Annotated in this window: 27 protein-coding genes and 1 pseudogene; 12 read left to right on the top strand and 16 right to left on the bottom strand. The window is 59.9% G+C overall.

What is annotated here, in order from left to right:
• The first annotated feature begins 11 nt into the window (after positions 1–11).
• From FE702_RS19015 to FE702_RS10595, 5 genes are all read left to right on the top strand, one after another.
• Entirely contained in the window at positions 12–485 is a 474-nt protein-coding gene (locus FE702_RS19015) for an HPr kinase/phosphorylase (RefSeq protein ID WP_147126278.1), read from the top strand.
• Positions 482–1,402, top strand: a complete 921-nt coding sequence (rapZ, locus tag FE702_RS10610) for an RNase adapter RapZ (RefSeq protein WP_147126277.1) — start codon at positions 482–484, stop codon at positions 1,400–1,402. The genes FE702_RS19015 and rapZ overlap by 4 nt, the downstream gene beginning before the upstream one ends.
• Positions 1,399–1,803 carry a PTS sugar transporter subunit IIA gene (locus tag FE702_RS10605; RefSeq protein WP_147126276.1) on the top strand — a complete coding sequence of 135 codons (405 nt, stop codon included), beginning with the start codon at positions 1,399–1,401 and terminating at the stop codon, positions 1,801–1,803. Before rapZ ends, FE702_RS10605 begins: the two co-directional genes overlap by 4 nt.
• Entirely contained in the window at positions 1,800–2,069 is a 270-nt protein-coding gene (locus FE702_RS10600; RefSeq protein ID WP_147126275.1) for an HPr family phosphocarrier protein, read from the top strand. The genes FE702_RS10605 and FE702_RS10600 overlap by 4 nt, the downstream gene beginning before the upstream one ends.
• A gap of 89 nt (positions 2,070–2,158) precedes the next feature.
• Complete coding sequence (locus FE702_RS10595) at positions 2,159–3,010, top strand: lysophospholipid acyltransferase family protein (RefSeq protein ID WP_147126274.1); 852 nt, start codon at positions 2,159–2,161, stop codon at positions 3,008–3,010.
• A 9-nt stretch (positions 3,011–3,019) separates the two neighbouring features.
• Here FE702_RS10595 and FE702_RS10590 read toward each other — a convergent pair whose 3' ends face one another.
• Positions 3,020–3,895, bottom strand: coding sequence for a 3-hydroxybutyryl-CoA dehydrogenase (locus tag FE702_RS10590; RefSeq protein ID WP_147126273.1), 876 nt, complete (start codon positions 3,893–3,895; stop codon positions 3,020–3,022).
• A 159-nt stretch (positions 3,896–4,054) separates the two neighbouring features.
• On the opposite strand from FE702_RS10590, the gene FE702_RS10585 reads away from it, so the two are divergent.
• Positions 4,055–4,873, top strand: a complete 819-nt coding sequence (locus tag FE702_RS10585) for a DUF6473 family protein (protein ID WP_147126272.1) — start codon at positions 4,055–4,057, stop codon at positions 4,871–4,873.
• Between the two features lie 35 nt (positions 4,874–4,908).
• Here FE702_RS10585 and FE702_RS10580 read toward each other — a convergent pair whose 3' ends face one another.
• The 10 genes and pseudogenes from FE702_RS10580 to FE702_RS10535 all read right to left on the bottom strand — a co-directional run bounded on the left by FE702_RS10580 (position 4,909) and on the right by FE702_RS10535 (position 14,097).
• Entirely contained in the window at positions 4,909–5,838 is a 930-nt protein-coding gene (locus FE702_RS10580; protein WP_147126271.1) for an electron transfer flavoprotein subunit alpha/FixB family protein, read from the bottom strand.
• Positions 5,838–6,596: an electron transfer flavoprotein subunit beta/FixA family protein gene (locus FE702_RS10575; RefSeq protein ID WP_147126270.1), complete on the bottom strand. Its 759-nt coding sequence runs from the start codon at positions 6,594–6,596 to the stop codon at positions 5,838–5,840. The genes FE702_RS10580 and FE702_RS10575 overlap by 1 nt, the downstream gene beginning before the upstream one ends.
• A 190-nt stretch (positions 6,597–6,786) precedes the next feature.
• On the bottom strand, positions 6,787–7,323 hold the full coding sequence (locus FE702_RS10570) for an NADPH-dependent FMN reductase (RefSeq protein ID WP_147126269.1): 537 nt from the start codon (positions 7,321–7,323) through the stop codon (positions 6,787–6,789).
• Between the two features lie 18 nt (positions 7,324–7,341).
• Positions 7,342–7,704 carry a Lin0512 family protein gene (locus FE702_RS10565; RefSeq protein ID WP_147126268.1) on the bottom strand — a complete coding sequence of 121 codons (363 nt, stop codon included), beginning with the start codon at positions 7,702–7,704 and terminating at the stop codon, positions 7,342–7,344.
• A complete protein-coding gene (locus FE702_RS10560; protein WP_147126267.1) occupies positions 7,701–8,039 on the bottom strand; it encodes a Lin0512 family protein in 339 nt (112 codons plus the stop codon). The genes FE702_RS10565 and FE702_RS10560 overlap by 4 nt, the downstream gene beginning before the upstream one ends.
• An 85-nt stretch (positions 8,040–8,124) precedes the next feature.
• Complete coding sequence (gene lpxK, locus FE702_RS10555; RefSeq protein ID WP_147126266.1) at positions 8,125–9,120, bottom strand: tetraacyldisaccharide 4'-kinase; 996 nt, start codon at positions 9,118–9,120, stop codon at positions 8,125–8,127.
• Between the two features lie 4 nt (positions 9,121–9,124).
• Positions 9,125–10,276, bottom strand: a pseudogene (locus FE702_RS10550) (3-deoxy-D-manno-octulosonic acid transferase); the annotation flags it as partial.
• Positions 10,277–10,324: 48 nt separating this feature from the next.
• The gene (locus tag FE702_RS10545) at positions 10,325–11,140 is read right to left on the bottom strand and encodes a 3'(2'),5'-bisphosphate nucleotidase CysQ (RefSeq protein ID WP_255449662.1); all 816 of its coding nucleotides are present in this window, start codon (positions 11,138–11,140) and stop codon (positions 10,325–10,327) included.
• The gene (locus FE702_RS10540; protein WP_147126264.1) at positions 11,127–12,473 is read right to left on the bottom strand and encodes a TldD/PmbA family protein; all 1,347 of its coding nucleotides are present in this window, start codon (positions 12,471–12,473) and stop codon (positions 11,127–11,129) included. The genes FE702_RS10545 and FE702_RS10540 overlap by 14 nt, the downstream gene beginning before the upstream one ends.
• A gap of 118 nt (positions 12,474–12,591) precedes the next feature.
• Positions 12,592–14,097 carry a DUF2125 domain-containing protein gene (locus FE702_RS10535; RefSeq protein ID WP_147126263.1) on the bottom strand — a complete coding sequence of 502 codons (1,506 nt, stop codon included), beginning with the start codon at positions 14,095–14,097 and terminating at the stop codon, positions 12,592–12,594.
• Positions 14,098–14,285: 188 nt separating this feature from the next.
• Between FE702_RS10535 and FE702_RS10530 the strand changes: the two genes are divergently transcribed.
• A complete protein-coding gene (locus tag FE702_RS10530) occupies positions 14,286–14,900 on the top strand; it encodes an enoyl-CoA hydratase/isomerase family protein (RefSeq protein ID WP_147126262.1) in 615 nt (204 codons plus the stop codon).
• Here FE702_RS10530 and FE702_RS10525 read toward each other — a convergent pair.
• Positions 14,897–15,208 (bottom strand): HNH endonuclease family protein, encoded by a 312-nt coding sequence (locus FE702_RS10525; protein WP_147126261.1) that lies wholly within the window; start codon positions 15,206–15,208, stop codon positions 14,897–14,899. The genes FE702_RS10530 and FE702_RS10525 overlap by 4 nt on opposite strands.
• Before the next feature lie 75 nt (positions 15,209–15,283).
• Between FE702_RS10525 and FE702_RS10520 the strand changes: the two genes are divergently transcribed.
• Together FE702_RS10520 and FE702_RS10515 are read left to right on the top strand one after the other, a co-directional pair.
• Positions 15,284–16,678, top strand: coding sequence for a mechanosensitive ion channel family protein (locus FE702_RS10520; RefSeq protein ID WP_147126260.1), 1,395 nt, complete (start codon positions 15,284–15,286; stop codon positions 16,676–16,678).
• Positions 16,675–17,832: a TIGR03862 family flavoprotein gene (locus FE702_RS10515; protein WP_147126259.1), complete on the top strand. Its 1,158-nt coding sequence runs from the start codon at positions 16,675–16,677 to the stop codon at positions 17,830–17,832. Before FE702_RS10520 ends, FE702_RS10515 begins: the two co-directional genes overlap by 4 nt.
• A gap of 174 nt (positions 17,833–18,006) precedes the next feature.
• Here the strand turns inward: FE702_RS10515 and FE702_RS10510 are convergent, their stop codons facing one another.
• Entirely contained in the window at positions 18,007–18,411 is a 405-nt protein-coding gene (locus tag FE702_RS10510; protein WP_147126258.1) for a hypothetical protein, read from the bottom strand.
• A gap of 22 nt (positions 18,412–18,433) precedes the next feature.
• Here FE702_RS10510 and cobO point away from each other — a divergent pair, with 22 nt between their 5' ends.
• Positions 18,434–19,048, top strand: a complete 615-nt coding sequence (gene cobO, locus FE702_RS10505) for a cob(I)yrinic acid a,c-diamide adenosyltransferase (protein WP_147126257.1) — start codon at positions 18,434–18,436, stop codon at positions 19,046–19,048.
• 27 nt (positions 19,049–19,075) lie between these two features.
• Here cobO and FE702_RS19010 read toward each other — a convergent pair whose 3' ends face one another.
• The 3 genes from FE702_RS19010 to FE702_RS10490 all read right to left on the bottom strand — a co-directional run bounded on the left by FE702_RS19010 (position 19,076) and on the right by FE702_RS10490 (position 20,921).
• Positions 19,076–19,591, bottom strand: coding sequence for an REP-associated tyrosine transposase (locus FE702_RS19010; protein ID WP_147126256.1), 516 nt, complete (start codon positions 19,589–19,591; stop codon positions 19,076–19,078).
• A gap of 151 nt (positions 19,592–19,742) precedes the next feature.
• Positions 19,743–20,399: a DsbA family protein gene (locus FE702_RS10495; protein ID WP_147126255.1), complete on the bottom strand. Its 657-nt coding sequence runs from the start codon at positions 20,397–20,399 to the stop codon at positions 19,743–19,745.
• 6 nt (positions 20,400–20,405) lie between these two features.
• Positions 20,406–20,921, bottom strand: a complete 516-nt coding sequence (locus FE702_RS10490; RefSeq protein WP_147126254.1) for a DUF721 domain-containing protein — start codon at positions 20,919–20,921, stop codon at positions 20,406–20,408.
• A 65-nt stretch (positions 20,922–20,986) separates the two neighbouring features.
• On the opposite strand from FE702_RS10490, the gene mutY reads away from it, so the two are divergent.
• Both mutY and FE702_RS10480 read left to right on the top strand, forming a co-directional pair.
• Positions 20,987–22,096 carry an A/G-specific adenine glycosylase gene (gene mutY, locus FE702_RS10485; RefSeq protein WP_147126253.1) on the top strand — a complete coding sequence of 370 codons (1,110 nt, stop codon included), beginning with the start codon at positions 20,987–20,989 and terminating at the stop codon, positions 22,094–22,096.
• Positions 22,097–22,116: 20 nt separating this feature from the next.
• Positions 22,117–23,262 (top strand): alkane 1-monooxygenase, encoded by a 1,146-nt coding sequence (locus tag FE702_RS10480; RefSeq protein ID WP_147126252.1) that lies wholly within the window; start codon positions 22,117–22,119, stop codon positions 23,260–23,262.
• Positions 23,263–23,306: the final 44 nt, after the last annotated feature.

Genomic DNA, 23,306 nt, shown 5'->3' with positions numbered 1-23,306 from the left:
GCAGGTTCTTCATGACCCCACCGTCACAGTCGATCTGGGAATCCCGATCAACCAATCCTGATCAGTTTGTACTGCATGCCACCGCCGTCGTTGCAAACGGGCGCGCACTGGTGTTGGGAGGGCCGCCTGGCATTGGGAAATCCAAGGTCGCCGTGCACCTGATGGCGCTCGGAGCGCAATTGATCGCAGATGATATGGTTTGGATCCGCAAAAGCGACCAAGGCGTGATGGCAGCAGCGCTTCCCAATGCGCCTGAGTGCATCGAACTTAGTCATATTGGTCTTTGTCCGGCCACACTTGCAAAACCTGCGGCGATTGCGGCCTGCGTTGACTTGAGGCCCACAGACGTGCCGCGCAGGCCTACGCCTCAATTTATGACATTGTTTGGCCACGACGTCCGGCTTATTCACACTTCACGTGAGGGGCCTTTTGTCCCCGCCCTGTGGCACTATCTGATAGGGTCAGGAGCCGAACAACCGACATGACCGTGCTAGAAAGAACAGTCACCCAACCCACCATCGTTCTTGTAACCGGACCCGCCGGTGCAGGCCGCGCGACGGCGATCAAGGCGCTTGAGGATATGGGGTTTGAGGCAATCGACAACCTGCCTCTGTCACTGGTGCCGAGGCTGCTGAGCGGTCCGCCGCTTGAGCGGCCACTTGCCCTTGGGATTGACCCGCGTAACCGTGATTTTTCCATCGACGCCTTGCTTGAGACCCTGGATCTCTTGGCCATGGACAGCACGCCGCCAACAGAGGTCCTTTATGTGGATTGTGCGGTTGATGTTCTGTTGCGGCGGTACTCCGAGACGCGGCGGCGCCATCCGCTCGCCCCTGACACAAACCCGACCGAAGGCATCCGCAAAGAGATTGATTTGCTCCGGCCCATCCGGTCACGGGCTGATATCCTGATCGATACGACAAAATTCTCGGTTCATGACCTGAAGGCCGAGATCAATCGCTGGTTTGGCGGGGCCGAGGACATAAACCTTGCCGTCAACCTGACCTCGTTTTCCTACAAGCGTGGGTTGCCGCGCGGTGCAGATATCGTGTTTGACTGTCGCTTCCTGCGCAACCCGCATTGGGTGCCAGATCTGCGGCCGCTTGATGGGCGTGACATGCCAATTCAGGACTACGTTTGCCAGGATGACGCCTATCAGGCGTTCTTTGAGGGAGTTCGCGATCTTTTGCTGCACCTTCTGCCTCGGTATCGGGACGAGGGAAAAGCGCATCTTTCGGTTGCATTCGGGTGTTCCGGTGGCCGGCACCGCTCGGTGACGTTGGTAGAAACCATGGCCAAAGCGCTTGCAGATGCGGATTGGCAGGTGTCTATTCGACATCGGGAAGTGGAAAGCCGTGTTGGGGACGACGCGGCTCAAGTTGCACAAGCGAGGCACGCGTGATCGGCATCGTGATCGTGGCACATGGCGGATTGGCAGCCGAATACAAGTCTGCCGTTGAGCACGTATTGGGCCCTCAAGAGGCAATGCGTTCGGTATCCATTGGCGTCAACGACAACCGGGACAGCAAGCAGCAGGAAATCTGCGATGCCGCCGACGCGGTCGATAGCGGCGATGGCGTGGTTCTGGTGATCGATTTGTTCGGCAGTTCGCCGTCGAACCTGTCGCTGCGTGCCTGTCAGCCCTCTGGCCGCAAGATCCTTTATGGTGCGAATTTGCCAATGTTGGTCAAATTGACCAAAATGCGGCGTAAACCACTGGGCGCTGCGGTTGACGCTGCCCTGACGGCTGGTCGAAAATACCTTGATACTATGGATTTTGAAGCCCAAGCGCGTCCCACATGACTGAAAAGACCTTAGAAATCGTCAACCAAAAGGGGCTCCATGCCCGCGCCTCGGCCCGTTTTGCAGAGACGGTCGAGCAATTTGATGCCGACTGCGACGTTATGAAAGACGGTCTGAGCGCCTGTGGCGACAGCATCATGGGGCTTTTGATGTTGGCAGCTTCGACGGGAACCACTATTCAAATTCGGACGTCTGGACCGCAAGCGGACGAATTGGCAATGGCGCTGGAGGCGCTTGTTGCTGATCGCTTCGGTGAGGAAAGCTAGGCGCGGAAACCGGCAGTCACGCCGCCGAAGCGAATGAAGTGGAAGACGACGTGGTAGACAACGCGCACCGTACACCGATCGTGAAGCCAATGCGCGAAGGCTTGCCGCCCGAGGAAGCCCCGTACGACAAGCGCAAGCTCAGTTACGCGGGCACATTCACGAATCCGTGGAAATCGACCCTGATCCGCACGATGGAGTGGTGTACCGGCAAGATCACCCTGCTGCGCCGCATTCGCGAATTCGAACGGATCGGTCCCGCACATGGGCAGATGTTCTGGAAACAGGCGCGCGGGCTGATGGGCATCGACCTGCAGACGCCCCGCGAGCAGATCGAGCGCATCCCGGCAAAAGGTCCTGTCGTGATCGTCGCCAATCACCCACATGGGTTGGTGGATGGGATGATCCTTGCCGAGCTGGTTGGTGAAATTCGCGATGACTACAAAATCCTGACGCGATCCTTGCTGACCGGTGTCAAAGAGGTCTCGAAATACATGCTGCCGGTGCCGTTTCCGCACGAAGAGGACAGCTTCAAGAAAAGCCTTGAGATGCGCAAAGAGGCGATGGGCCATCTGGCCGATGGCGGTGTGATCGTGCTCTTTCCGTCTGGCTCTGTGGCGGCGTCTGAAACCTATTTTGGTCCTGCTATCGAAGGCGAATGGAACCCGTTCACGGCCAAGATGATCACCCGCTCGAAGGCAACGGTGATCCCGGTCTTTTTCCAAGGTCAAAACAGCCGGGCCTATCAGATCGCCAATCAGATTTCGGCCACCCTGCGGCAGGGTTTGCTGATCCACGAGGTGGCGCACGCGTTCAACAAACCGCAGGCGCCCATCATCGGAGAGCCGATCCCAAGCGAGGTGATTGCGGAAAAGGCCAAGAACCAGACCGAGTTCATGTCATGGCTGCGCCAGCACACGCTGAGCTTGGGTCAGACGGCCTAAATCGCACCTTTAGCGGGTCGGAACCGGGACCTCACCGCGATAGTCGTAAAAGCCACGCTGCGTCTTGCGGCCAAGCCAACCAGCCTCGACATATTTGGTGAGCAGAGGGCAGGGGCGATACTTGGTATCCGCCAACCCGTCATGCAGCACGTTCATAATCGCAAGGCATGTGTCCAAACCGATAAAGTCCGCAAGCTCTAGCGGACCCATCGGGTGATTGGCGCCCAGTTTCATCGACGTGTCGATGGATTTGACCGACCCCACACCTTCGTAAAGCGTATAGATCGCTTCGTTGATCATCGGCATCAGGATGCGGTTCACGATAAAGGCTGGAAAGTCCTCTGCCGTCGCGCTGGTCTTGCCCAGTTTTGCAACCACGGCCTCGCAGCTCTTGAAGGTCGCCTCGTCCGTGGCGATGCCCCGGATCAGTTCAACCAGTTGCATCACTGGCACCGGGTTCATGAAGTGGAACCCCATGAAGCGTTCCGGTCTGTCTGTGCGGCTGGCCAGACGTGTGATCGAAATGGATGAGGTGTTGGACGTCAGGATCGTTTCAGGCTTCAGATGAGGAACAAGATCCTCGAAGATCGCCGTTTTGATCGTTTCGCGTTCGGTTGCCGCCTCGATGACAAGGTCAGTCTGCCCCAGTTCGGGCAGTTTCGACGTGGTGCGAATACGAGCCAAAGCGGCTTCGGCTTCGGCTTCCGTGATCTTGTCGCGCGACACCTGCCGCGCGAGGTTTTTGCCAATCAGGTCCGACATGCGGGTCAGAGCGTCGTCACTGGTGTCGGTGACCAACACCTCGAACCCGGCCAGAGCCATGACATGGGCGATGCCATTTCCCATCTGGCCTGCGCCGACAACACCAATGCTTTGCACGTCCATGACACTCTCCTGCGGTAGCCATCGACATTTAGCTACGCCCAACTGCCCGGAAAAGGTAGCAGATTTACGTTGAATTCAGAAATCTTGGTTTTGAGCGGTTAGGCATTTGCGAACTTTGCTTTTCTAGGACGGACCCCGGGTGAATTTTGGGGGACGTGCATGTTCCATAATCGACCGGGTCCAGCGGGCCTGACGTATTCCTTGTGCCAGTACCCTGGTGCGCGGGTGACTTACCGTGGGCCGCCAGCAAATCTGCAGCGGCCCTATATGGCCTTTATCGGTGCATCGGAAACCTTTGGTCCCTTTGTAGAGGCGCCGTTTCCCACGTTGATCGCCGAGGCCTATGGGGTTGAGGTGTTGAACCTTGGTGTTCGCAATGCGGGACCGGATGTGCATTTGCAGTCGCGGGCGATGCTGCAACTGGCCACTGCGGCGGTGGCCACAGTGGTGCAGGTGCCGTTGATCCCCAACCTCAGCAATCGCTTTTATCGCGTGCATCCCCGGCGCAATGATCGGTTCTTGTGCATCACGGAAGAGTTGCGCGCGCTCGCGCCCTATGTGGACTTGTGCGACGTCAATTTCATCGGTCATTTCTGGGCCGAACTTTTGCGGCAAGCACCCGATGTTGTGTCCCTCGTCCGGCAAGAAGTTGAAGAGGTTTGGCTGGACCGGATGCGCCTGATGCTTCAGCACATCAAGCCTCCGGTTTATCTGCTCGTCATCGAAGCGGACGCAACCAATCCGGCGGCCAAGTGGCCTGTCAGCCCGTCCATGCTGGATGCGCTTCGGCCATTCGTCCGCCAGATTGTCCATGTCCGCCCATCGCAACAGGCGCTCAGGGAAGGGCGCTCCACGCTGATGTTCAGGGATGCAGAGTTCAGCAAAGCGTCCGGCGCGTTGAATGCGACGGCGCATAAGGATGTTGCGCATGGCGTGATGGCAGCGATGGATAACGCCATGAAAAAGGCCCGCGCCTGACTGGCACGGGCCTTTAATTCCTAATGCTCGAGGCCTTAGCCCAGCTTTTCGGTGAGCTCTGGGACAGCGTCGAACAGGTCAGCGACAAGACCGTAATCAGCGACTTGGAAGATCGGCGCTTCTTCGTCTTTGTTGATCGCGACGATGATCTTCGAGTCCTTCATACCAGCAAGGTGCTGGATCGCGCCCGAGATACCGACAGCGATATAGAGGTCCGGTGCCACGACCTTACCGGTCTGACCCACCTGCCAATCGTTCGGTGCATAGCCAGAGTCAACGGCCGCACGGGATGCGCCAACAGCGGCACCCAGCTTGTCAGCCAGCGTTTCGATGATCGCGAACTGCTCTTCCGAGCCAACACCGCGGCCACCAGACACCACGACACCAGCCGAGGTCAGCTCTGGACGGTCGCTCTCGGCAACCTTGTCTTCGACCCACTCGGACAGGCCTGGGTTAGCGACGGCACCGATGGTTTCGACCGAAGCCGAGCCGCCTTCACCAGCGGCGTCAAAGGTCGAGGTCCGGATCGTGGCAACCTTGGTCGCGTCCGACGATTTGATGGTCTGGACCGCGTTACCGGCGTAGATCGGACGCTCGAACGTGTCGGCGTCGACCACGGCAGTTACTTCCGAGATCACCATGACATCCAGCATTGCCGCAACGCGGGGCAGGATGTTTTTCGACGCAGCCGTCGATGGAGCAACGATGTGGCTGTAGTCACCGGCCAGAGACACGATCAGGTCAGCCACTGGCTCTGCCAGATCGTGGCCATAGGCGTCATCCTCGGCGCACAGCACCTTGGTCACGCCATCCAGCTTGGCAGCGGCATCTGCCGCGCCTGCGCAACCAGAGCCTGCGACCAGAATGGTGACTTCGCCCATCTGCTTGGCAGCGGTCAGGGCCTTTGCGGTGCCGTCCACGGACAGTTCACCATTCGATACTTCTGCAATCAGTAGGACGGCCATTATACAGCTCCCGCTTCTTTCAGTTTCTCCACAAGCTCGTCGACCGAGCCAACTTTGATACCGGCGGCGCGCTCTTCAGGCTCACCGGTCTTCACGATTTCCAGACGTGGCGCCGTGTCGACGCCGTAGTCCGCCGCTGTTTTCTCATCCAAAGGCTTTTTCTTGGCCTTCATGATGTTTGGCAGCGTGGCATAACGTGGTTCGTTCAGGCGCAAGTCAACGCTGATGATCGCAGGCATCTTGACCTTGATCGTTTGCAGACCGCCGTCGACTTCGCGGGTCACGGTCGCGCTGTCGCCGTCGATGGCAACCTCGGACGCAAATGTCGCTTGCGACCAACCGGTCAGCGCCGCCAGCATCTGGCCCGTGGCGTTCATATCGTTGTCGATCGCCTGCTTGCCGCAGAGAACCAGACCCGGCTGCTCTTCGTCGATGACCCCTTTCAGGATCTTGGCAACGGCGAGTGGTTCGATGTCGGTGTGAACATCATCGGCTGCAATCACCAAGATCGCGCGATCCGCACCCATGGCCAGCGCTGTGCGCAGGGTTTCCTGCGCCTGCTTCACGCCGATGGATACTGCCACCACCTCTTCGGCGACGCCTTTTTCCTTCAGACGGATCGCCTCTTCGACGGCAATCTCGTCAAAGGGGTTCATGGACATTTTTACGTTGGCGAGATCGACACCGCTTCCATCCGCTTTCACGCGGACTTTCACGTTATAGTCGATCACACGTTTGACAGGTACGAGGACCTTCATCGGCGCATTCTCCCAATTTCGATCGCGCTACTATCTAGCGCGCTTTAAGAATCTGGGATGTGTTATACCGCCGCTGCCGGTTGAGACAGGATAAAATCGGCATGTCCGGCGCTAACGGCGTCGCGTTTGACGTTCCGTTTTTCCGATAGGACGCAGGCTGGCGCGTTTGCACCGGACAATCGCGGATGGATCACCCGATGGAGGCCCGCAGATCACCCATCAGTTCATCCAATAGCTTCTGGGCAAATTCGTCGGTCAGCACCCCATCATCATCAAAGGCTTTGCCGCTATTGGCGAGCATCAGCTCTGGTCCCGGCAGAACCTTGGGGCGAAACGGGTTCAAGGCGAGCCGCAAGGTCCACTGACCACGTTCTCCGCCGGCACGCCCGGCGGCGGCGCTCATGATGGCGACGGGTTTGTCTTTCCAGACCGGTCCGGTGCGGCTCACCCAATCCAAGGCATTCTTCAACACGCCAGAGAGCAGCTTGTTGTATTCCGGGGTCGAGATGATCACCGCATCTGCCGCTGCAATCTGGTCTGACAGTTTTTGCGCGGCCTCGGGGGCGCCGTCGCTGTCTTCCAGATCGCCGTCATAAAGCGGCATATTGAGATCTGCCAATGTGAACTCAGCCGGATCAAACACCTTCGCGGCCGCCCGGATCAACTTGGTATTGGTCGACTCTGCCCGCAGGGACCCAGAGATCCCCAGCAACGTGTATTGCGCCATGTCGCGCCTCCTTCAAACTTACGCTTGAAGGGGCAGATAGGCCTCGACTGCCGCTGTGGCGACAACAATTCCTTGCGCTGACGCAGGTGTGTCTACGCGCAAACCGCCCTTGACGGCTTTGACCGTTGCGCGCCCACGCGGCAATTTCTCAGCCAAGGCGATACAATCGACCGTTTCGGGGTCGGGGACACCCACCGTTACTTCGACGGCCATGTCATCGTGAGACACACCCAAGACCTCGAACATCGGGATCGACGAATGCCGCAGCGCATCTTCGATTGCACGCGCGGCGGCCTTGGTCTGATCCGCACCGTAAAGGTCATTGCCCATGCCCATCTCGATGATAAAGCGTTGGCCGTGTGCGTTTGTCTTGACGCTCATGCGACACCCTCCAAACCGACCTTGATCGCGACATTGGCAATCACAGTCGGGTTGCCGTTCGGACGTGGCACATCCAGCCCACCCTTGGTGACCGTGATCGTCGGTTGGCCATAGGGAAAGATCGCCTTCAAAGCCTCGACATCAACCTGATCGGGTTCCTGCACACCGACCTGAACATCTAGGATCATCTGACCTTTGTCTTTGCCGAACAGTTCCGCAAGATTGATCGAGTTGTGCCACAGCGCGTCTTTGAGTGCGCGTTCGGCGGCTTGAGTGTAATCCTGCCTGCGCAGGCTGCTGCCCATGCCGAATTCGATAAGAAGAGGTTGGGTCATCTGAAACCTTTCGGGTGCTGAGCCGCACAGTCCGTGTTCTGAGGACCAATGACAAGACTGCTGGGACCCGTTCTCCAACAAGGGCCTAGGCGCGTTTTGCCTCAAATGCGGCGTCGATCAAGCTGTCGATGGGTTGCCAATCCGCAATTTCGAGACGGACCGGCAGGGTTACAACTTTGGCCCGAAACCGATCCGGCAGTCGCACCGCGTCCTTTTCCGTGGTGACCAGTTGCGCCCTGAGCAACAGCGCCTCACCCTCAAGGCGCGTCATCAAGGCCGCAGTCAAAGGTTGATGATCTGCCAGCGGTTCGGCACGGGCCAGATCAACGCCCAGCGCGCGCAAACTTCGAAAGAATTTCTCGGGGTGTCCGATCCCCGCAAATGCAAGGGCGCGCATGCCCTCCCATGGCATCCCGGTCGGCAGCGGTCTGAGCGTGCCTGTCACGTGCGGACAGGTCAGGCTGTTGCCCCAACGCTCCAGAAATTGTCCCTGCGCGGCGCTGTCGCCGATCGACAGCACCACGTCCGCGCGTTTCAGACCTGTGGTCACGGGTTCGCGCAGCGGGCCGGCAGGCAACACGCGGCCATTGCCAAACCCCTGATAGGCATCCACGACAACCAAGGACACATCCTTGGCCACATCCGGATTTTGAAACCCATCATCCAGCAGGATGACGCTCGCGCCTTCAGCCTCTGCCAATGTGGCCCCCGCGGCGCGGTCCTTTGCGACGATGACGGTGCAAAAGGCCGCCAGCAACAATGGTTCGTCGCCAACATCACCTGCCTTGTGGGCCGATGGATCGACCTTGACGGGGCCTTCAAGCTTGCCGCCATGGCCCCGCGTCACGACGATGGGCACCTCTCCACGCTCCAGCAACCGCTGGGCCAGCGCGATAGCAGTCGGCGTCTTGCCCGTACCACCAGCGTTCAAATTGCCCACGCAAATCACCGGAACCTTCGGCATGACGCGCGGCGCGCGGCGGACGCGGCGCGCCGTGGCCGCAGCATATATTGCGGCCAGAGGGGCCAGAACCAAGGCGCGAAAGCCGGGCTGTTGAAACCAAAAGAGGGGTGCTCGCATCGCTTTATCCCTTGCTTTGCGGCAGTGCCGTTTGCAACAGCGCAACGATACGGTCCGTCACTTCGGCCCCGCTTGAGGTGACGTCCCACGCCGCGTGCGCCAGCCGTGCTGCGCGTTCGGGAAAGGTCAGATCGCCGAGCGTTGCACCCAGATGATCCGGGGCCGTCAGCGCCACGGTCGCATGGGCCTCTGCCAATCGTTCGAAATTCGAACGGAAGCGGCTGATGTTCGGGCCATGTATGATGGCCGAGCCAAGCGCTGCGGCTTCGAACGGGTTTCGGGGTGGAGTGAACGCAAACGTTCCTCCCAGATAGGTGATTGGCGCGACGCGATACCACAACCCGCGTTCTTCCGGCAGATCGGCGATCAGCACCTGTTGGTCCTCGCCGGGGATGTAAACATCACTGCGCAGCGCCGCCGAGAGGCCGGCTTTCCCTGCCGTCTCGATCAGGGCCGCGCAATCCTGATCGGGTGTCGGGCGCAGGATCAGAAGGAACCGGTGCGACTTCCGAACCGCTTCCTTATGGGCATCAAGGAGAAAGCCGATTTCATCCGCTGGGGCATGTATGGCCGTCCATACGGGTCGCGTCGCCAGGGCCTCGGCAAGATCACGACGGTCGTCTTCGTCATGGGGCAAGGCAGCGGTGCCTTCCTCCAGTGTGCCGGTGACTTCGACGCGCCAAGACTGGGCGCCAAGCGATCGCAGCCGATTTGCCGCATCTTCGTCGACGGCCAGACAGCGATCAAACCGTCGCATCATGGCCTTAGCGCGCCATGTCGCAACAAGGCCCCGGAAATCCTTCAGGCCTTCTACGGTTGCATCCATCAGAAACAGTGGCATGCCCCGCGCTGCGATGTCGGCGACCTGAAACGAGTTGAGATTTCCGCGCACCCATATGGCCACGTTTGGCCGCCAGTGCGTCAGGAAATCCGTGATGGTTTTCCGGCGATCAAACGGTGTCGACACGTAATGGCAATTCCGCGAGATCTGCTCCGGTGGCAGGGCGGGGGATGTCGTTGTGACCACAAAGTGAAGGTCGTGATCCGCTAGAACCATCCGTGCGATCAGATGTTCAATCGCGGGAAGCGCGCTGTCGCGCGGGACATGGAACCAGATGACCTGACCATCGGGGCGGGGTGCATTCTGTGTCATCTGCCCCCTCCTTTGCGGGTTGGCGGCAACCTACGGACACTGTGAGCCGGGTCAAGCGGTTGTGGACAGGCGCGGGCCGTGGGCCATCAGGCCCTCAAGAACTTGCTGCGGCGCGGCCAGAAGACCCGGCAACTGTGCCTTGGGACCGTTGAAACGCGGGGCGGCTCCGTCTGGATTAGTGACTTTGCCGCCTGCCTCGGTCACAAGCAGAGCACCTGCCGCGATGTCCCATTCCCATGTCGGGCGCAGCGTCAGCATGCCTTCAAAGGTGCCTTCGGCGACAAGCGCAAGGCGATAGGCCAAAGAAGAGCGGAAATGGCGGTCCACATCCGGCACGCCACGGTGCCAGAACTCGGGCCGGAAATTCCATTTGGTCGACAAAATGCGCGACGCGGCTCCCATCGGGGTGTTCGAGACAGACAAAGCCTGTCCGTTCTTATGCGCCCCTTGACCCAATGTGGCGACATAGAGATCATCCTTGGCTGGCATGGCCACAGCCGCCGCGACAGGTGTGCCGTTTTGCACGATAGCGATCGAAATGCCCCAATGGCGCGAGCCCTCGATAAAGGCCCGGGTGCCGTCGATGGGATCAATGATAAATGTGGTGTCCTGTGTCAGACGCTGGCCGGTATCTTCGGTTTCTTCGGACAGCCAGCCATAGTGTGGCCGCGCTGATCGCAGCCGGTCGCTCAGCATGGCGTTTACGGCAAGGTCCGCTTCGGTGACCGGGCCAGCCCCGTCGCCTTTGTCCCAGACCTGCGGGTCCGACTTGAAATGGCTCATGGCGATCTTGGCGGCATCCTGTGCCGCGTCTGCCAAGAGCCGGGTGTCAGAGGTCAGGTCAATGGCGTCCTCAAGCCCCGGCAAGTGTCATGTCCTCGATCAGCAAGGAAGGAACGACACGCGACAGGTGCGTCCGCGCGTCATTGGCCGGGATGATGCGCAAGAGCATGTCGCGCAGATTGCCCGCGATCGTGCATTCATTGACCGGGTAGGCGATTTCGCCGTTTTCGATCCAGAACCCCGAGGCTCCGCGCGAATAGTCACCCGTGTTGGGATTGATTGTGGAACCGATCATCGACGTGACCAGAAGCCCTGTGCCCATATCACGGATCAGGTCCGCGCGGCTTTGATTGCCCTGTGTCAGTTCCAGATTGGTGACCGATGGCGAGGGTCCCGATCCGGTGCCGCGCGATGCATTGCCGGTGCTTTCCAGCCCGAGTTTCCGGGCCGATGCCAGATCAAGCGTCCAGGTGCGCAGTATGCCGTTCTCGGCGACCGTGCGTTTGACGGCTGGCAACCCTTCGGCATCAAAGGGGCGGGAACCTGTCGCGCGGGGGCGCAATGGGTCTTCTGTCAGGGACAAAGCCTCTGGCAGGACGGGCGTATCCATCGCATCGCGCAACCACGACGACCCGCGCGCGATCGAGGCGCCGTTCATGGCCGCGACGAGATGGCCGATCAGGCTCGACGAGACGCGTTCATCGAACAGAACCGGGTAAGTGCCGGTGACGGGTTTGCGCGCGTTCAACCGCTCGGCAGCGCGTTCACCCGCTGTGCGCCCAATCTCGGTCGCGTCGCGCAAATCGCCGCCAAAAATCCGGAAATCGCCGTCATAGTCGCGCTCCATCCCCGTGCCTTCGCCTGCGATGGCGACGCAGGACAAAGAATGGCTGCTGCGCTTATAGCCGCCTGCGAAGCCATTGCTCGCGGCCAGCATTATTTCACGCGCACCGTAGGCAGCGCCTGCCCCCTGTGTTTGGCTGACACCCGACACTGATAGCGCAGCGTCTTCTGCGGCCTTCGCGGCCTCCTGCAAGGCAGCTGGCGAAGGCTCTGGCGCGTCTTCATACATTTCGAGCGCGTGGATGTCCCAGGCGGTCGCCAGTTGCGAGGGTTCTGCAAGCCCAAGATGTGGATCGGCTGGTGCCTCTTTGGCCATCGCAACGGCGCGTTCGGCCATGTCCTTGATTGTTTCTTCGGACGCGTTCGAGGCGGACACAACCGCCTGTCGCGGCCCGACCAAGACCCGCAGACCCAAATCGATGCCCTCAGAGCGATTTGCTTCTTCCAACGCGCCAGCGCGGACATCGATTGAAATCGAGGTGCCTTGGGCGATCAGCGCATCGGAGGCATCGGCACCAGCCGCACGCGCGGCATCCAGCATCTGGTTGGCAAGGGTCTCAAGGCTCGTGGTCATATACGTCTCCTGCCGGGTGCGGCGCTACTTCAGCCCTGAAAACACAAACGGCTGGCGCAGAGGTAATCCGCACCAGCCGCTAGGACAAGGTGGCCCGCCAAAGCGGGCCGGTTTGAAATCAGCGCAGGCGTTGCCCGTTCGCAAGGACATGTCCGTCTGCGTTCACCTCGATGGTGGATTGCAGGCTGTCCTCACCCGATCCAGGCACCGCAAACAGGCCCATCATCATACGCGCCCCCATGACCTGATCCTCCGGGACCAGACCCATCTGAACCAGTTTGTCGAGCAGCCCGTTTGCACCAAGGAGTTGCAGGTCGATTTTGCCTTCTGGACGGGGGAGGCCGTCAAACGTCTGGGTGTCGCTGTTATCAAGAACAAAGCTACCCGACCCGGACAAAGCGGCCCCTGCAGCGCGCACGTCCAGATCGTCCAGAGCGATCTCGGTCACCTCACCTGGGACGTCGTCCATCATCATCTCTTCCATCTGCTCTGGATCGAACAGGTTGACCAAAAGCCGACCCAGGCCGCTGATGTCAAAGCTGATCGTGGCCGGGTCGCGCGGCAGAACCTCGCCCGGGTCAAACAGGTTCCACAGGAACGGATCGAGCGTCACATCCTGAAACCCAAGGCCCAGCCGGAACGGTTTGGCATCATCCGAAGCGATGATCGGCGAGGCCAAAGCATAGTTGTAGCCGCCCATCGCAAAGTTCAGCGGAACCGGAAGGTCGGGGACTTCCACCGACAGAGCGATGTCATTGGCGCCGCCTTCATAGGAAAAGCCACCGTCGGTCAGGCCGCCTTGCACGCGACCGCCGCCGGCCGAAAATTCACCTGCGCCAGAGCCGTCCGGGTCAGCAAACGTGAAAGACGCGGCGGACGCGGCCATTGAGGCAGTAAAGCTCTGTTCGACATTCGGGTCGGCATAAAGCGCGCCGATATCGGCCATGTCCATGTCCGCTGGCGTCGCGGTCGAAGTAGACACAGCGAGGCCCTGCCCATCGAAATCGAGCGTGAAATTCCCGTCATTGCCCGGATCTGTCACGACCACGTCATAGGCGAGGCTGGCCGAGGTCATCGTGCTTTGCGTGCGGATCATATCACCGCGATCCGCCGTCGAAGAGCCGTTCATGCCCGCGAAGGCAAAGGTAAACACAAACTCTGCGTCGTCCGGCATGTCCGGCAGTTCATCAATCGACATGGTCACGTCAGAGGCCGAATAAGTCGTGGTCATCACCTCTGGCGTTCCCGAGGCTACGGCGACAAGGTCATCCGTTGTGATCGACATGACCACCCGACCTTCGGTGCCTTCGAAATCACCCGACACCACCATGTTCATCTCGGGCTCTGTCACGATTTCAACCGATCCGCTGCCTTGTTCGACAAAGGCCACGTCGCCCAGATTGAAGACGATATCCACCTCTTCGTCAGCGATGGTCATGGTCACATCAGCAGCTGTCAAAGTGTTGCCGCTCCGCGTCTCGGACGCCGCTGCGACTGTGCCCCCATAGGCGACGTAGGTGTCCTGCATCTGGGCCCAGACGTCTTCGGCGGTGAGATCGGCCCAGAGCGGTGAGGCAAGCACCGTGGAGGCAAGGAGTGTCGTGGAAAGCAGCGGTTTAGACATAGTGTGTCCTCAAGTATGACGCGGGCAAATCAACCCGCATATCTGGCAAATATGTATGGCAGCATCCTTGCCCAACCCCGTCAGGTCAAGTCAGGCTGCAAACGCAGCCGGGTCTGGTTTTCCAGTAGTCGGTCGCATCAAACTGTGGGATAGCGACCGAACATACCCACAGACGAGCAGAGGTGACCATGGTCGACGTGTTGATTTCCGAACAGGGCGACATGACCGTTCTGACGCTGAATCGGCCCGACAAGGCCAATGCCGTGACCGCAGACATGCTTGCCGCTGTGCGCGACAGCGTTCGCGCAGCGTCAGGTCAAAAGGTGATTGTCCTGACGGGCGCGGGCAAGGTGTTCAGCGCGGGCATGGACCTTGAGGCTGCCAAAACGGATCTGCCGACCTCGCCCATTTGGGATGAGGTGTCGAACGCGATTGCGGCGCATCCAGGCCTGACCATCGCAGCGCTGAACGGCACGGTTGCGGGTGGTGCGCTAGGCATGGTTCTGGCTTGCGACCTGCGCGTCGCGGCAGAGACAGCCAAGCTGTTTTACCCCGTGATGCGGCTTGGCTTTCTGCCGCAACCGGCTGACCCGGGTCGGCTGCGCGCGCTTGTGGGGCCCGCCCGCGCCAAGCGCATCTTGATGGCAGGTGAAAAGATCACGGCAGACGACTGTCTTGCGTGGGGTCTGTTCGACCGCCTGTGTCCGGCGGATCAGGTGATGAATCAGGCAAACGAAATGGCTGAGGCCGCCCTTGGGGCGAGCCACTCTCATATCAGCGGGATCAAACGCCTGATCGGTTAGCGCCGTTTTCGTTTGCCGCCGGGCACCTTTGACATGAACTCTGGCGGGCGCTTTGCGACCCAAGCAAAGAACTTGGCCAGCCGGGGATGGCTGCGCAGGGCCTCGGGCGTGTTGTAGTCGCGGGCCAGTTCCGCCTCGGTCAGCGTTGCGTGGATTTCCTTGTGACAGATGTGGTGGATCAGGATCGTAGGCCCGCCCTTGCCGCCTTTCAGCTTTGGGATCAGGTGATGCAGGCTTTGCGGCGCATTCTTGGGAATAGGACGCAGGCAAAGGGGGCACACCGGGTCGGTGCCGGTGTCGCTATCCATTGGGTTATCTTGATCACCGTGCATGTCGGTGCCAAAGCATGGCGCAGCACGTGACAAAGACAAGGTGACCCTTCGATGGAAGACGAAAACGCAGAGCCGTCCTCGGTCGCGGATGTCGTGGCAAACCCGCCAGAACTTCCGGATTGGGCTGCGGAGCTTCCCGGTTTCGCGCAACAAGGCGTCGAATATGCCCTGATCGCGTGGGAGGTCGCTGCGGGTTGGCTTCTCAGCCCCGCCGCATGGTCACAGTTCGCGCTGCTGCTGATTGCCTACTTCCTTGCGGTCTTTGTCACCAAACGTGTGCAGCCGCGTATCGAGCGCATGTTTGGCCCCATAGCTGCCGGACAGTCCTTTCTTGCGCCCAGCGTCGCGTTCCTGCTTCTGTTCCTTCCGCTTCTGCTGCCGCTCTTTGCGTATATCTTCACTGCTTTAGGCGAACAGGTCACACGCTCCATCTTTGGGTCGGGTGCAGTCATCGCCTTTGGCAAACGTGTGTTCCTATTCATTGCCGCGCGTATTCTGGTGCAAGAGATCATCAAGGACCCGTTCCTGAAGGTACTTGGCAAATTCGTCTTGATCCCGATCATGGCGCTTTATGCGCTTGGTCTTCTGGACTTTGTGCAGACCCAACTGACCGAAACGGTTGTCAGCCTTGGCAATATCTCGTTTTCGCTGATGTCCATCGTGCGCGGGGTCATCGCCGGGTCGATCCTGTTCTGGCTGGGGTCGTGGTCGAACCAACAATCCGCCAACTACATCAAGGCGCAAGAGGAACTCCGCCCGTCCCTGAGGGAGCTGTCGACCAAGGCGGTCGAATTTCTGATCTTTGGCATCGCCTTTCTGCTCTTGATGAACATCATGGGCATCAACCTTTCGGCGTTGGCCGTCTTGGGCGGTGCGATTGGTGTTGGTCTTGGCTTTGGTCTGCAGAAAATCGCGTCGAATTTCATTTCGGGCGTGATCCTTTTGCTAGAAGGGCAGGCCACGGTCGGTGATTTTGTCGAGTTGGACGGAGGCGAGTCCGGGACCATCGTCAAGATGACGGCACGTGCTGCGATCCTTGAGACATTCGACGGTCGCTGGATCGTTGTCCCCAACGAGGATTTCATCACGACCCGCGTGGTGAACTATTCAGACAGCGGTTCAGCCAACCGGTACGAAGCGCCGTTCTCGGTCAGCTATGACACCGACATCAACAAAGTGCCGGACATTGTCGAGGCCGCCGTGGCGACGCATCCCGAGGTGCTTGATCTGCCATATCCGCCCGATTGCGAGCTGCGCGGGTTTGGCGAAAGCGGTGTGGATTTCGCCGTCGAGTTCTGGGTGAACGGTCTGGATGACGGGCCGAACAAGTACACATCGGATGTGCTGTTCCTGATCTGGAACGCGCTGAAAGAACACAACATTACCATCCCTTACCCACACCGGACGGTCGAGATCACAGGCGACATCCGCACCCGCGCGAAATGACCGACGCCGTAGTCGTCGGCGCGGGACCTGCAGGATTGGCCGCAGCCGAAGTGATGGCCGAGGCTGGTTTGGCCGTCACCGTGGCCGATGCCATGCCGTCACCGGCGCGCAAGTTTCTGATGGCGGGGAAGTCGGGCCTGAATATCACCAAAGCCACCGATCTTGATGGGCTGACGACCGCCGTGGCACCCGCTCCATTGCGCCCGATCTTGGCGGATTTTGACGCGCAGGCCGTGCAGGACTGGGCGCGGGGCCTCGGTCAGGACGTGTTTACGGGATCGTCTGGGCGGGTCTTTCCCGTGGCCATGAAGGCCTCTCCGCTTTTGCGGGCGTGGTTGGCAAGGCTGGACGCCATGGGCGTCGTGTTGCGGCGCCGGTGGCGGTGGGTTGGATTTGATGACGAAGGCGGTTTGACCTTTGAAACGCCCGAGGGTTCGCGTCACGTTTTTCCTCAGGTGACCTGCCTCGCGCTGGGCGGCGCAAGCTGGGCGCGGTTGGGGTCAGATGGAGCTTGGACACGGCATTTCCCGTCCGAGCAGATTGCCCCGTTCAAACCCGCGAACATGGGGTTTCAGGTCGACTGGTCGGCGCACATGGCCAAACACTTTGGTGCGCCGGTGAAAGGCGTTGCTCTGCGGGCTGGGGATCAGGTGCATCGCGGTGAATTTGTCATCTCGGAGCGCGGTGTTGAGGGCTCGGCCATTTATGCTGTTTCCAAGGCGGTGCGCGATGGGGCGGATCTTTCGGTTGATCTCAAGCCTGATTTGTCGACTGACGCGGTGCGTCAGCGTCTTAGCAAGCGCGGCAAGGCAAGCCTTGCCAATCACCTTCGCAAAGCGCTGGGCCTGACACCCGCGCAGATCGCGCTCTTGCATGAATTCGGACGGCCTTTGCCAGATGACCTTGCCCCTCTGATCAAGGCCCTGCCCATCCGCCACGCTGGCCCGCGCCCCATGGATGAAGCGATTTCAACAGCGGGCGGCGTAAAGTTTGACGCTCTGACCGAAGGCCTAATGCTACGCGATCGTCCCGGTGTGTTCTGCGCTGGCGAGATGCTGGATTGGGAGGCGCCGACCGGCGGCTATCTGATCACGACGAGCATGGCGACCGGGCGCTGGGCGGGGCGGCATGCTGTACAATTCGCACAAACCTAGCGCATCGACTGGCCGCCGCGTGGCGATCCAACCGTCCTTACTGAACACTTTATGGTCGCCAAACACAGTCCACAGAACGAGCGATGCGCCCAATCCAAGCCAATCGCCGCGCCGTGTGGGCGGCCCGGCGATGCGCGGGCAGCTAAAGCTGCTGTTCCGCGTTTGGCGCATCGCTCAACCCGGCAGGCAGTAGGCCCGCCGGGGGTCTGTCTCCCCATAAACATCACAAACAACAAACCCGCTCGGCTCTGGTCTCTTCGGCGGCGGCGCACTGCGGCCATCGCAGGCCACCCGCGCGTTCGCGACAACCGGATCACCCTTCAGATCACCCACCACACGGCACCCGCTGGCCTGCTGGATCGCGCGGCGGACTTTGACCTCGGCCCCTCTGCGATAATTCATTTCAGAGTTCACCCGGATCGCCTGCGCATGACCGTCGCGGACGTAAACCTTGTAGGTCGAGCCATCCACGCTGACGGCACGTGGCTCTGCCCCGCGAAACGCTGCGGTTGGGGTGTTGCACCCCGCCAGAACACAGACCAAGATCAGATACCGCCACATGCCCGCAGGCTGGCCCACCCATGGTTAACAGGACGTGAAGATGACCGAGCAAGACGACAACGCCCGCCACGCCACCAAGATGGCCAAGAAGAAGGCCGCCCGCGACAAGATCATGGCGACCAAGACCGAAGAAAAAGGTCTGGTCATCGTCCACACGGGCAAGGGCAAAGGCAAATCCTCTGCCGCCTTCGGCATGATTTTCCGCCACATCGCCCACGGCCGCAAATGTGCCGTCGTTCAGTTCATCAAAGGTGGGATGAGCACCGGGGAGCGCGACCTGATCCTGTCCCGTTTCTCCGACATGTGCGCGTTTCACACGATGGGCGAAGGATTCACCTGGGAAACCCAAGACAAATCCCGCGATACCGAGATGGCGCAGGCGGCCTGGGAAAAGGCCAAAGAGCTGATCCGCGACCCGTCGAACCACATGGTCCTGCTGGACGAAATCAACATCGCGTTGCGGTATGACTACATCGACATCAACGACGTGGTGACCTTCCTGACCGAGGAAAAACCCGAGATGACACATGTCGTACTAACGGGCCGAAACGCAAAGGACGAGTTGATCGAAGTGGCCGACCTGGTGACCGAAATGGAGCTGGTGAAGCATCCGTTTAGGTCAGGGATCAAGGCTCAGATTGGGGTGGAGTATTGAGGGCAGCGGTGCGTGTGAACACGCACCCTACGCCTGCACTTCGGTAGCGTGCGTGATTTCACGCACCTCGGCATGACCATCTCCAAACCGAACGTCTCGGTGAACACTCGAAAACAGCCAGTCCTTTGGGTGCTCGACCAAGCCATGCTTCACGGGGTTCCACCAACAATAGGTGAGATGCGCGTCATAGTCGGTCTGGTCCCTGATATGATGTTCCCAAAACCGACCTTGCCAGACGCCGCGCTCTTGGCGGGCGATGTGACTGGGGCGCCGTTTGCCGCAGGGAAGCGCCGACGAGAACCGTGATTTGATGAGGCGCCAGCGGGTGGAATAGTCGCTATCTGGTAGCGTCCACATGCAATGCATGTGGTCGGGTAAGACAACCCAGGCATCTATAGCGACCGGGCGTTCAGACAGTGTTTGCGCGACTGCTGTGCGCAAGGTGTCAATATTATCGACTAACGTGGTGGACCCGCGGTTTTGCAGAGTAACGGTGAAGAAGACTGTGGCGTTGGACAAGCGTGGGCGTAGATAGTTGGGCATACAGGCAGGGTTGCCCGCTTTTGGTTAACGGTGCGTGAAATCACGCACCCTACGGCGACGTTGAGAGGCATACGCGTCTTCCCCACCAAACAAAAAAACGCGGCCCCGGAAGGTCCGGAACCGCGCAGAAACCTAGGCTCGAAGCCGTTGCTTAATTCAACTTGCCGTCGATGACAGAGCGGAATTCGTCAATCGACATGTTCGAGTATTTCTCGCCATTGATGATGAAGCTCGGGGTCGATGTGATGTCGTCGGCTTCGGCATTGGCCTGATACCATTCATAGAGCGAGGCGGCTTTGGTGGCGTCGCTGAAGCAGGCATCGAGGTCTTCGTCCGTCAGGCCGGCGACTTTGCCGATCTGGCGCAGAGCGCCTGCGATTTCCGGTCCACCTTCACGGCGCGCCCAGTCGCTTTGACCCTGATAGATCAGGTCGCTGATGCCAAAGAACCGCTCTTGGCCGCCGCAACGCGCAACGAGAGACGCCCAAAGGCCGGGGCGGTCAAAATACACTTCGCGATAGATGAACTGCACCTTGCCGGTGTCCACATATTCGGCCTGAATGTCCTTGAACGGGCCTTGGTGGAATGTGCGGCAATGCGGGCAGGTGTAGCTAGCGTATTCGATGATCGTCACAGGCGCGTCGGCTAAGCCCAGCGTCATGTCCTGAATTTCAACAAGTTCGCCGGTTGTCTGCGCGTTGGCTGCACCGGGCAACAGCGGTTCACCGCCGCCACGGGGCATCAACACATAAGCTGCGCCGCCTACCAGCACGACAGCAGCCAAGATCAGTGGAAGAAAGCGGTTCATGTCAGGTCAGTTCCCTTTGGATGACTTCAGGATGTTTTCGCCCAATGCGGACAGTGCTGCCCGCAATTCGTCGTTTTTCGTTCCGGCTGCAAGGTCTGCGGCTTTGGCCTGCGCAACCGGGTCGGGTTTGACCTCGGGCTTGGGAGCAGGGGCAAAGGCCACTTGTCCTTCGGCAAAGCCGGTCGGCGCAGTCTGAGTGATGCGAACCCGGCTGATGGCGTTGTAGCCGTAGCAGGCGTTTACCTTTTCGCGGATCGTTTCGACCTGCATTTGCAGCATCGGCGCGCGGGCCGATGTGGTCAGCAGAACCAGCGTCGCGCCAAAGCCGCCTTTGGAATAGCTGATGTTTACAGGACGGGCATTGGCGGCAATGTCTGCGCCGACAATTTCGGTCCAATGGGTCAAGAGGCGCGCCACCGCAAAGCCGCGGCTTTCGCCCGCCTTGCGGATGCGGGTCTCAAGCAGGCTCGCGGTTTTGCGAAACCCTTTTGACGTCCGGCGATATGGCGACGGGCTGGCCAGTGATCCTATTCCCTTGCAGACTTGCGCTCAGCGATTGGGCCCTATTCTAAGCACGAGGCAGAGCAATGCCAGTGGGCACAGGGCAGAAAGGCAAACGATTGCGTGATGATGTCGGCACGGAACCGCTGAGTGACAGCCTTTTGGCGTGGTATGACGCACACGCCCGCGTGATGCCGTGGCGTGTGCCGCCGGATCAAAAGCTGGCGGGCGTGCGGCCAGACCCTTACCGAGTCTGGCTGTCGGAGGTGATGTTGCAGCAAACCACCGTGGCTGCCGTGCGGGACTATTTCCACAAATTCACCAGCATATGGCCCACGGTGCAGGACCTCGCGGCGGCGGAAGATGCCGATGTCATGGGGGCTTGGGCCGGGCTTGGCTACTATGCCCGCGCGCGAAATCTGCTGAAATGCGCCCGCGCCGTGGTTGCCGATCATGGCGGGGTTTTTCCGACGACGCGCGATGCGCTCCTGACGCTTCCCGGCATTGGGCCTTACACGGCCTCGGCGATCGCTGCGATTGCCTATGACGAGGCCGCCGTCGTCGTCGATGGAAATGTTGAGCGGGTCATGGCGCGTCTGCATGACATCCATGAGCCGTTGCCCAAATCCAAAGCAGTCCTGACGGAACGCGCGTCCGAACTGACGCCCGCGCAGCGTCCGGGTGATTATGCGCAGGCCGTGATGGATTTGGGGGCGACCATTTGCACACCGCGCAATCCGGCCTGTGGGATCTGCCCGTGGCGCGATCCGTGTGCCGCCCGCGCCCAAGGCACTGCGCCAGACCTGCCCAAGAAGGAACCGAAGAAGCCCAAGCCAACACGTCAGGGCACTGCCTATGTCGCGCGTCGCAGCGATGGCGCGTGGCTGCTTGAGGTTCGGCCAGACAAGGGGCTGTTGGGCGGCATGTTGGCATGGCCCAGCACAGAATGGAGTGTTGAGCGCCCACAGGAAGCCCCGCCCATTGCCGCAGACTGGACACAACTGCCCGCCGAGGCACGGCATACTTTTACGCATTTTCACCTTGGGCTGACGGTGCTGGTGGCCACGGTCCCGATGGAGGCACAGCCGACGCGTGGCAGCTTTATGCCGCATGCTGATTTTCGCCCCTCGGAATTGCCCACCTTGATGCGAAAGGTTTACGATTTGACGCAAGGACACGCCCCACTTTGGCCGTAACACGGGTATAGAGTGCCGCCATGACCGATATCACACCCGCACCCACGCAACTGAGTTTTGCCAACGCTCTGCCGTTCTGGTTGTCGTTGTCGCTGCCTCCGATGGCCTTTTTGGCCGCGTTCTACGGGGGCTGGTCGCTTTTGCTGGTGCCGGTGGCGACCTGGTACCTTTTTGGCCTGATCGACAGTTTTGTGGGCTTGAACGAGGCCAATCCCGACCCAAACGGAAGCGATGATGCGCAGTTGTTCTGGTACCGGGCCATCACCTTGATCTGGCCGGGTGTTCAGTTCGTGACGATCTTTGCGCTGCTCTTCATCGTTGCGCGGACCGATCATCTGACAGGCTGGGAAGAGATCGCTCTCTTCATGGGGCTCGGCGTAATCACCGGAACGATCGGCATCAACTACAGTCATGAATTGATGCACCAAAAGCCCAAGATCGAGCGCTGGTCGGCTGATCTGTTGCTTGCGATGGTGCTTTATTCGCATTTCCGCAGCGAGCATTTGCTGGTGCACCACCGCTATATCGGCACGCCGCGTGACCCGGTCACGGCCCGCTACAACGAGGGCTTTCATCGCTACTATCCGCGCGTCTTGCGCCAGTGCTGGCACAGTGCGTTTAACGCTGAGAAAGCGATGCTGGCGCGCAAGAATTTGCCTTGGACGGATCTCTCCAACCCGTTCTTCCGCTATTGGGCGCTGCAAGCCGGGTTCCTGCTGCTGGCTTTGATCGTGGCGGGACCTTGGGGTGTCCTGTTGTTCCTGGTGCAGGCCGGCATTGCGATCTGGCACCTCGAACTGGTCAATTACATCGAGCATTATGGCCTGACCCGGAAACATCTGGGTGAGGGCAAATACGAGCATGTTCTGCCGCGTCATTCCTGGAATGCGGCACATCGGGTTTCGAATTGGCTGTTGATCAATCTTCAACGGCACTCGGACCATCACTACAAACCGGACCGCCGCTTTCCCCTGTTGCAGACCTATTCGGATGACGAGGCGCCGCAGCTGCCGCACAGCTATCCGCTGATGGGAGTGATGGCGATGATCCCACCGCTTTGGCGGCGCAAGATGAACCCGCATGTGCGGGCTTGGCGCGCCAAATATTACCCTGAGATCGAGGATTGGACGCCCTACAACAAGGCGACAAACCCGCTGCCGCGCTAAGCCGCATGCGGTAGGGCAAGGTCATGAACTGCTGACCTTGCGTC

The organism is Shimia ponticola (genome assembly GCF_007995215.1).
GTDB classification, from domain to species: domain Bacteria; phylum Pseudomonadota; class Alphaproteobacteria; order Rhodobacterales; family Rhodobacteraceae; genus Shimia_B; species Shimia_B ponticola.
Note: the sequence above shows the minus strand (reverse complement) of the source record. Positions and strands in the feature narration are given on the sequence as shown.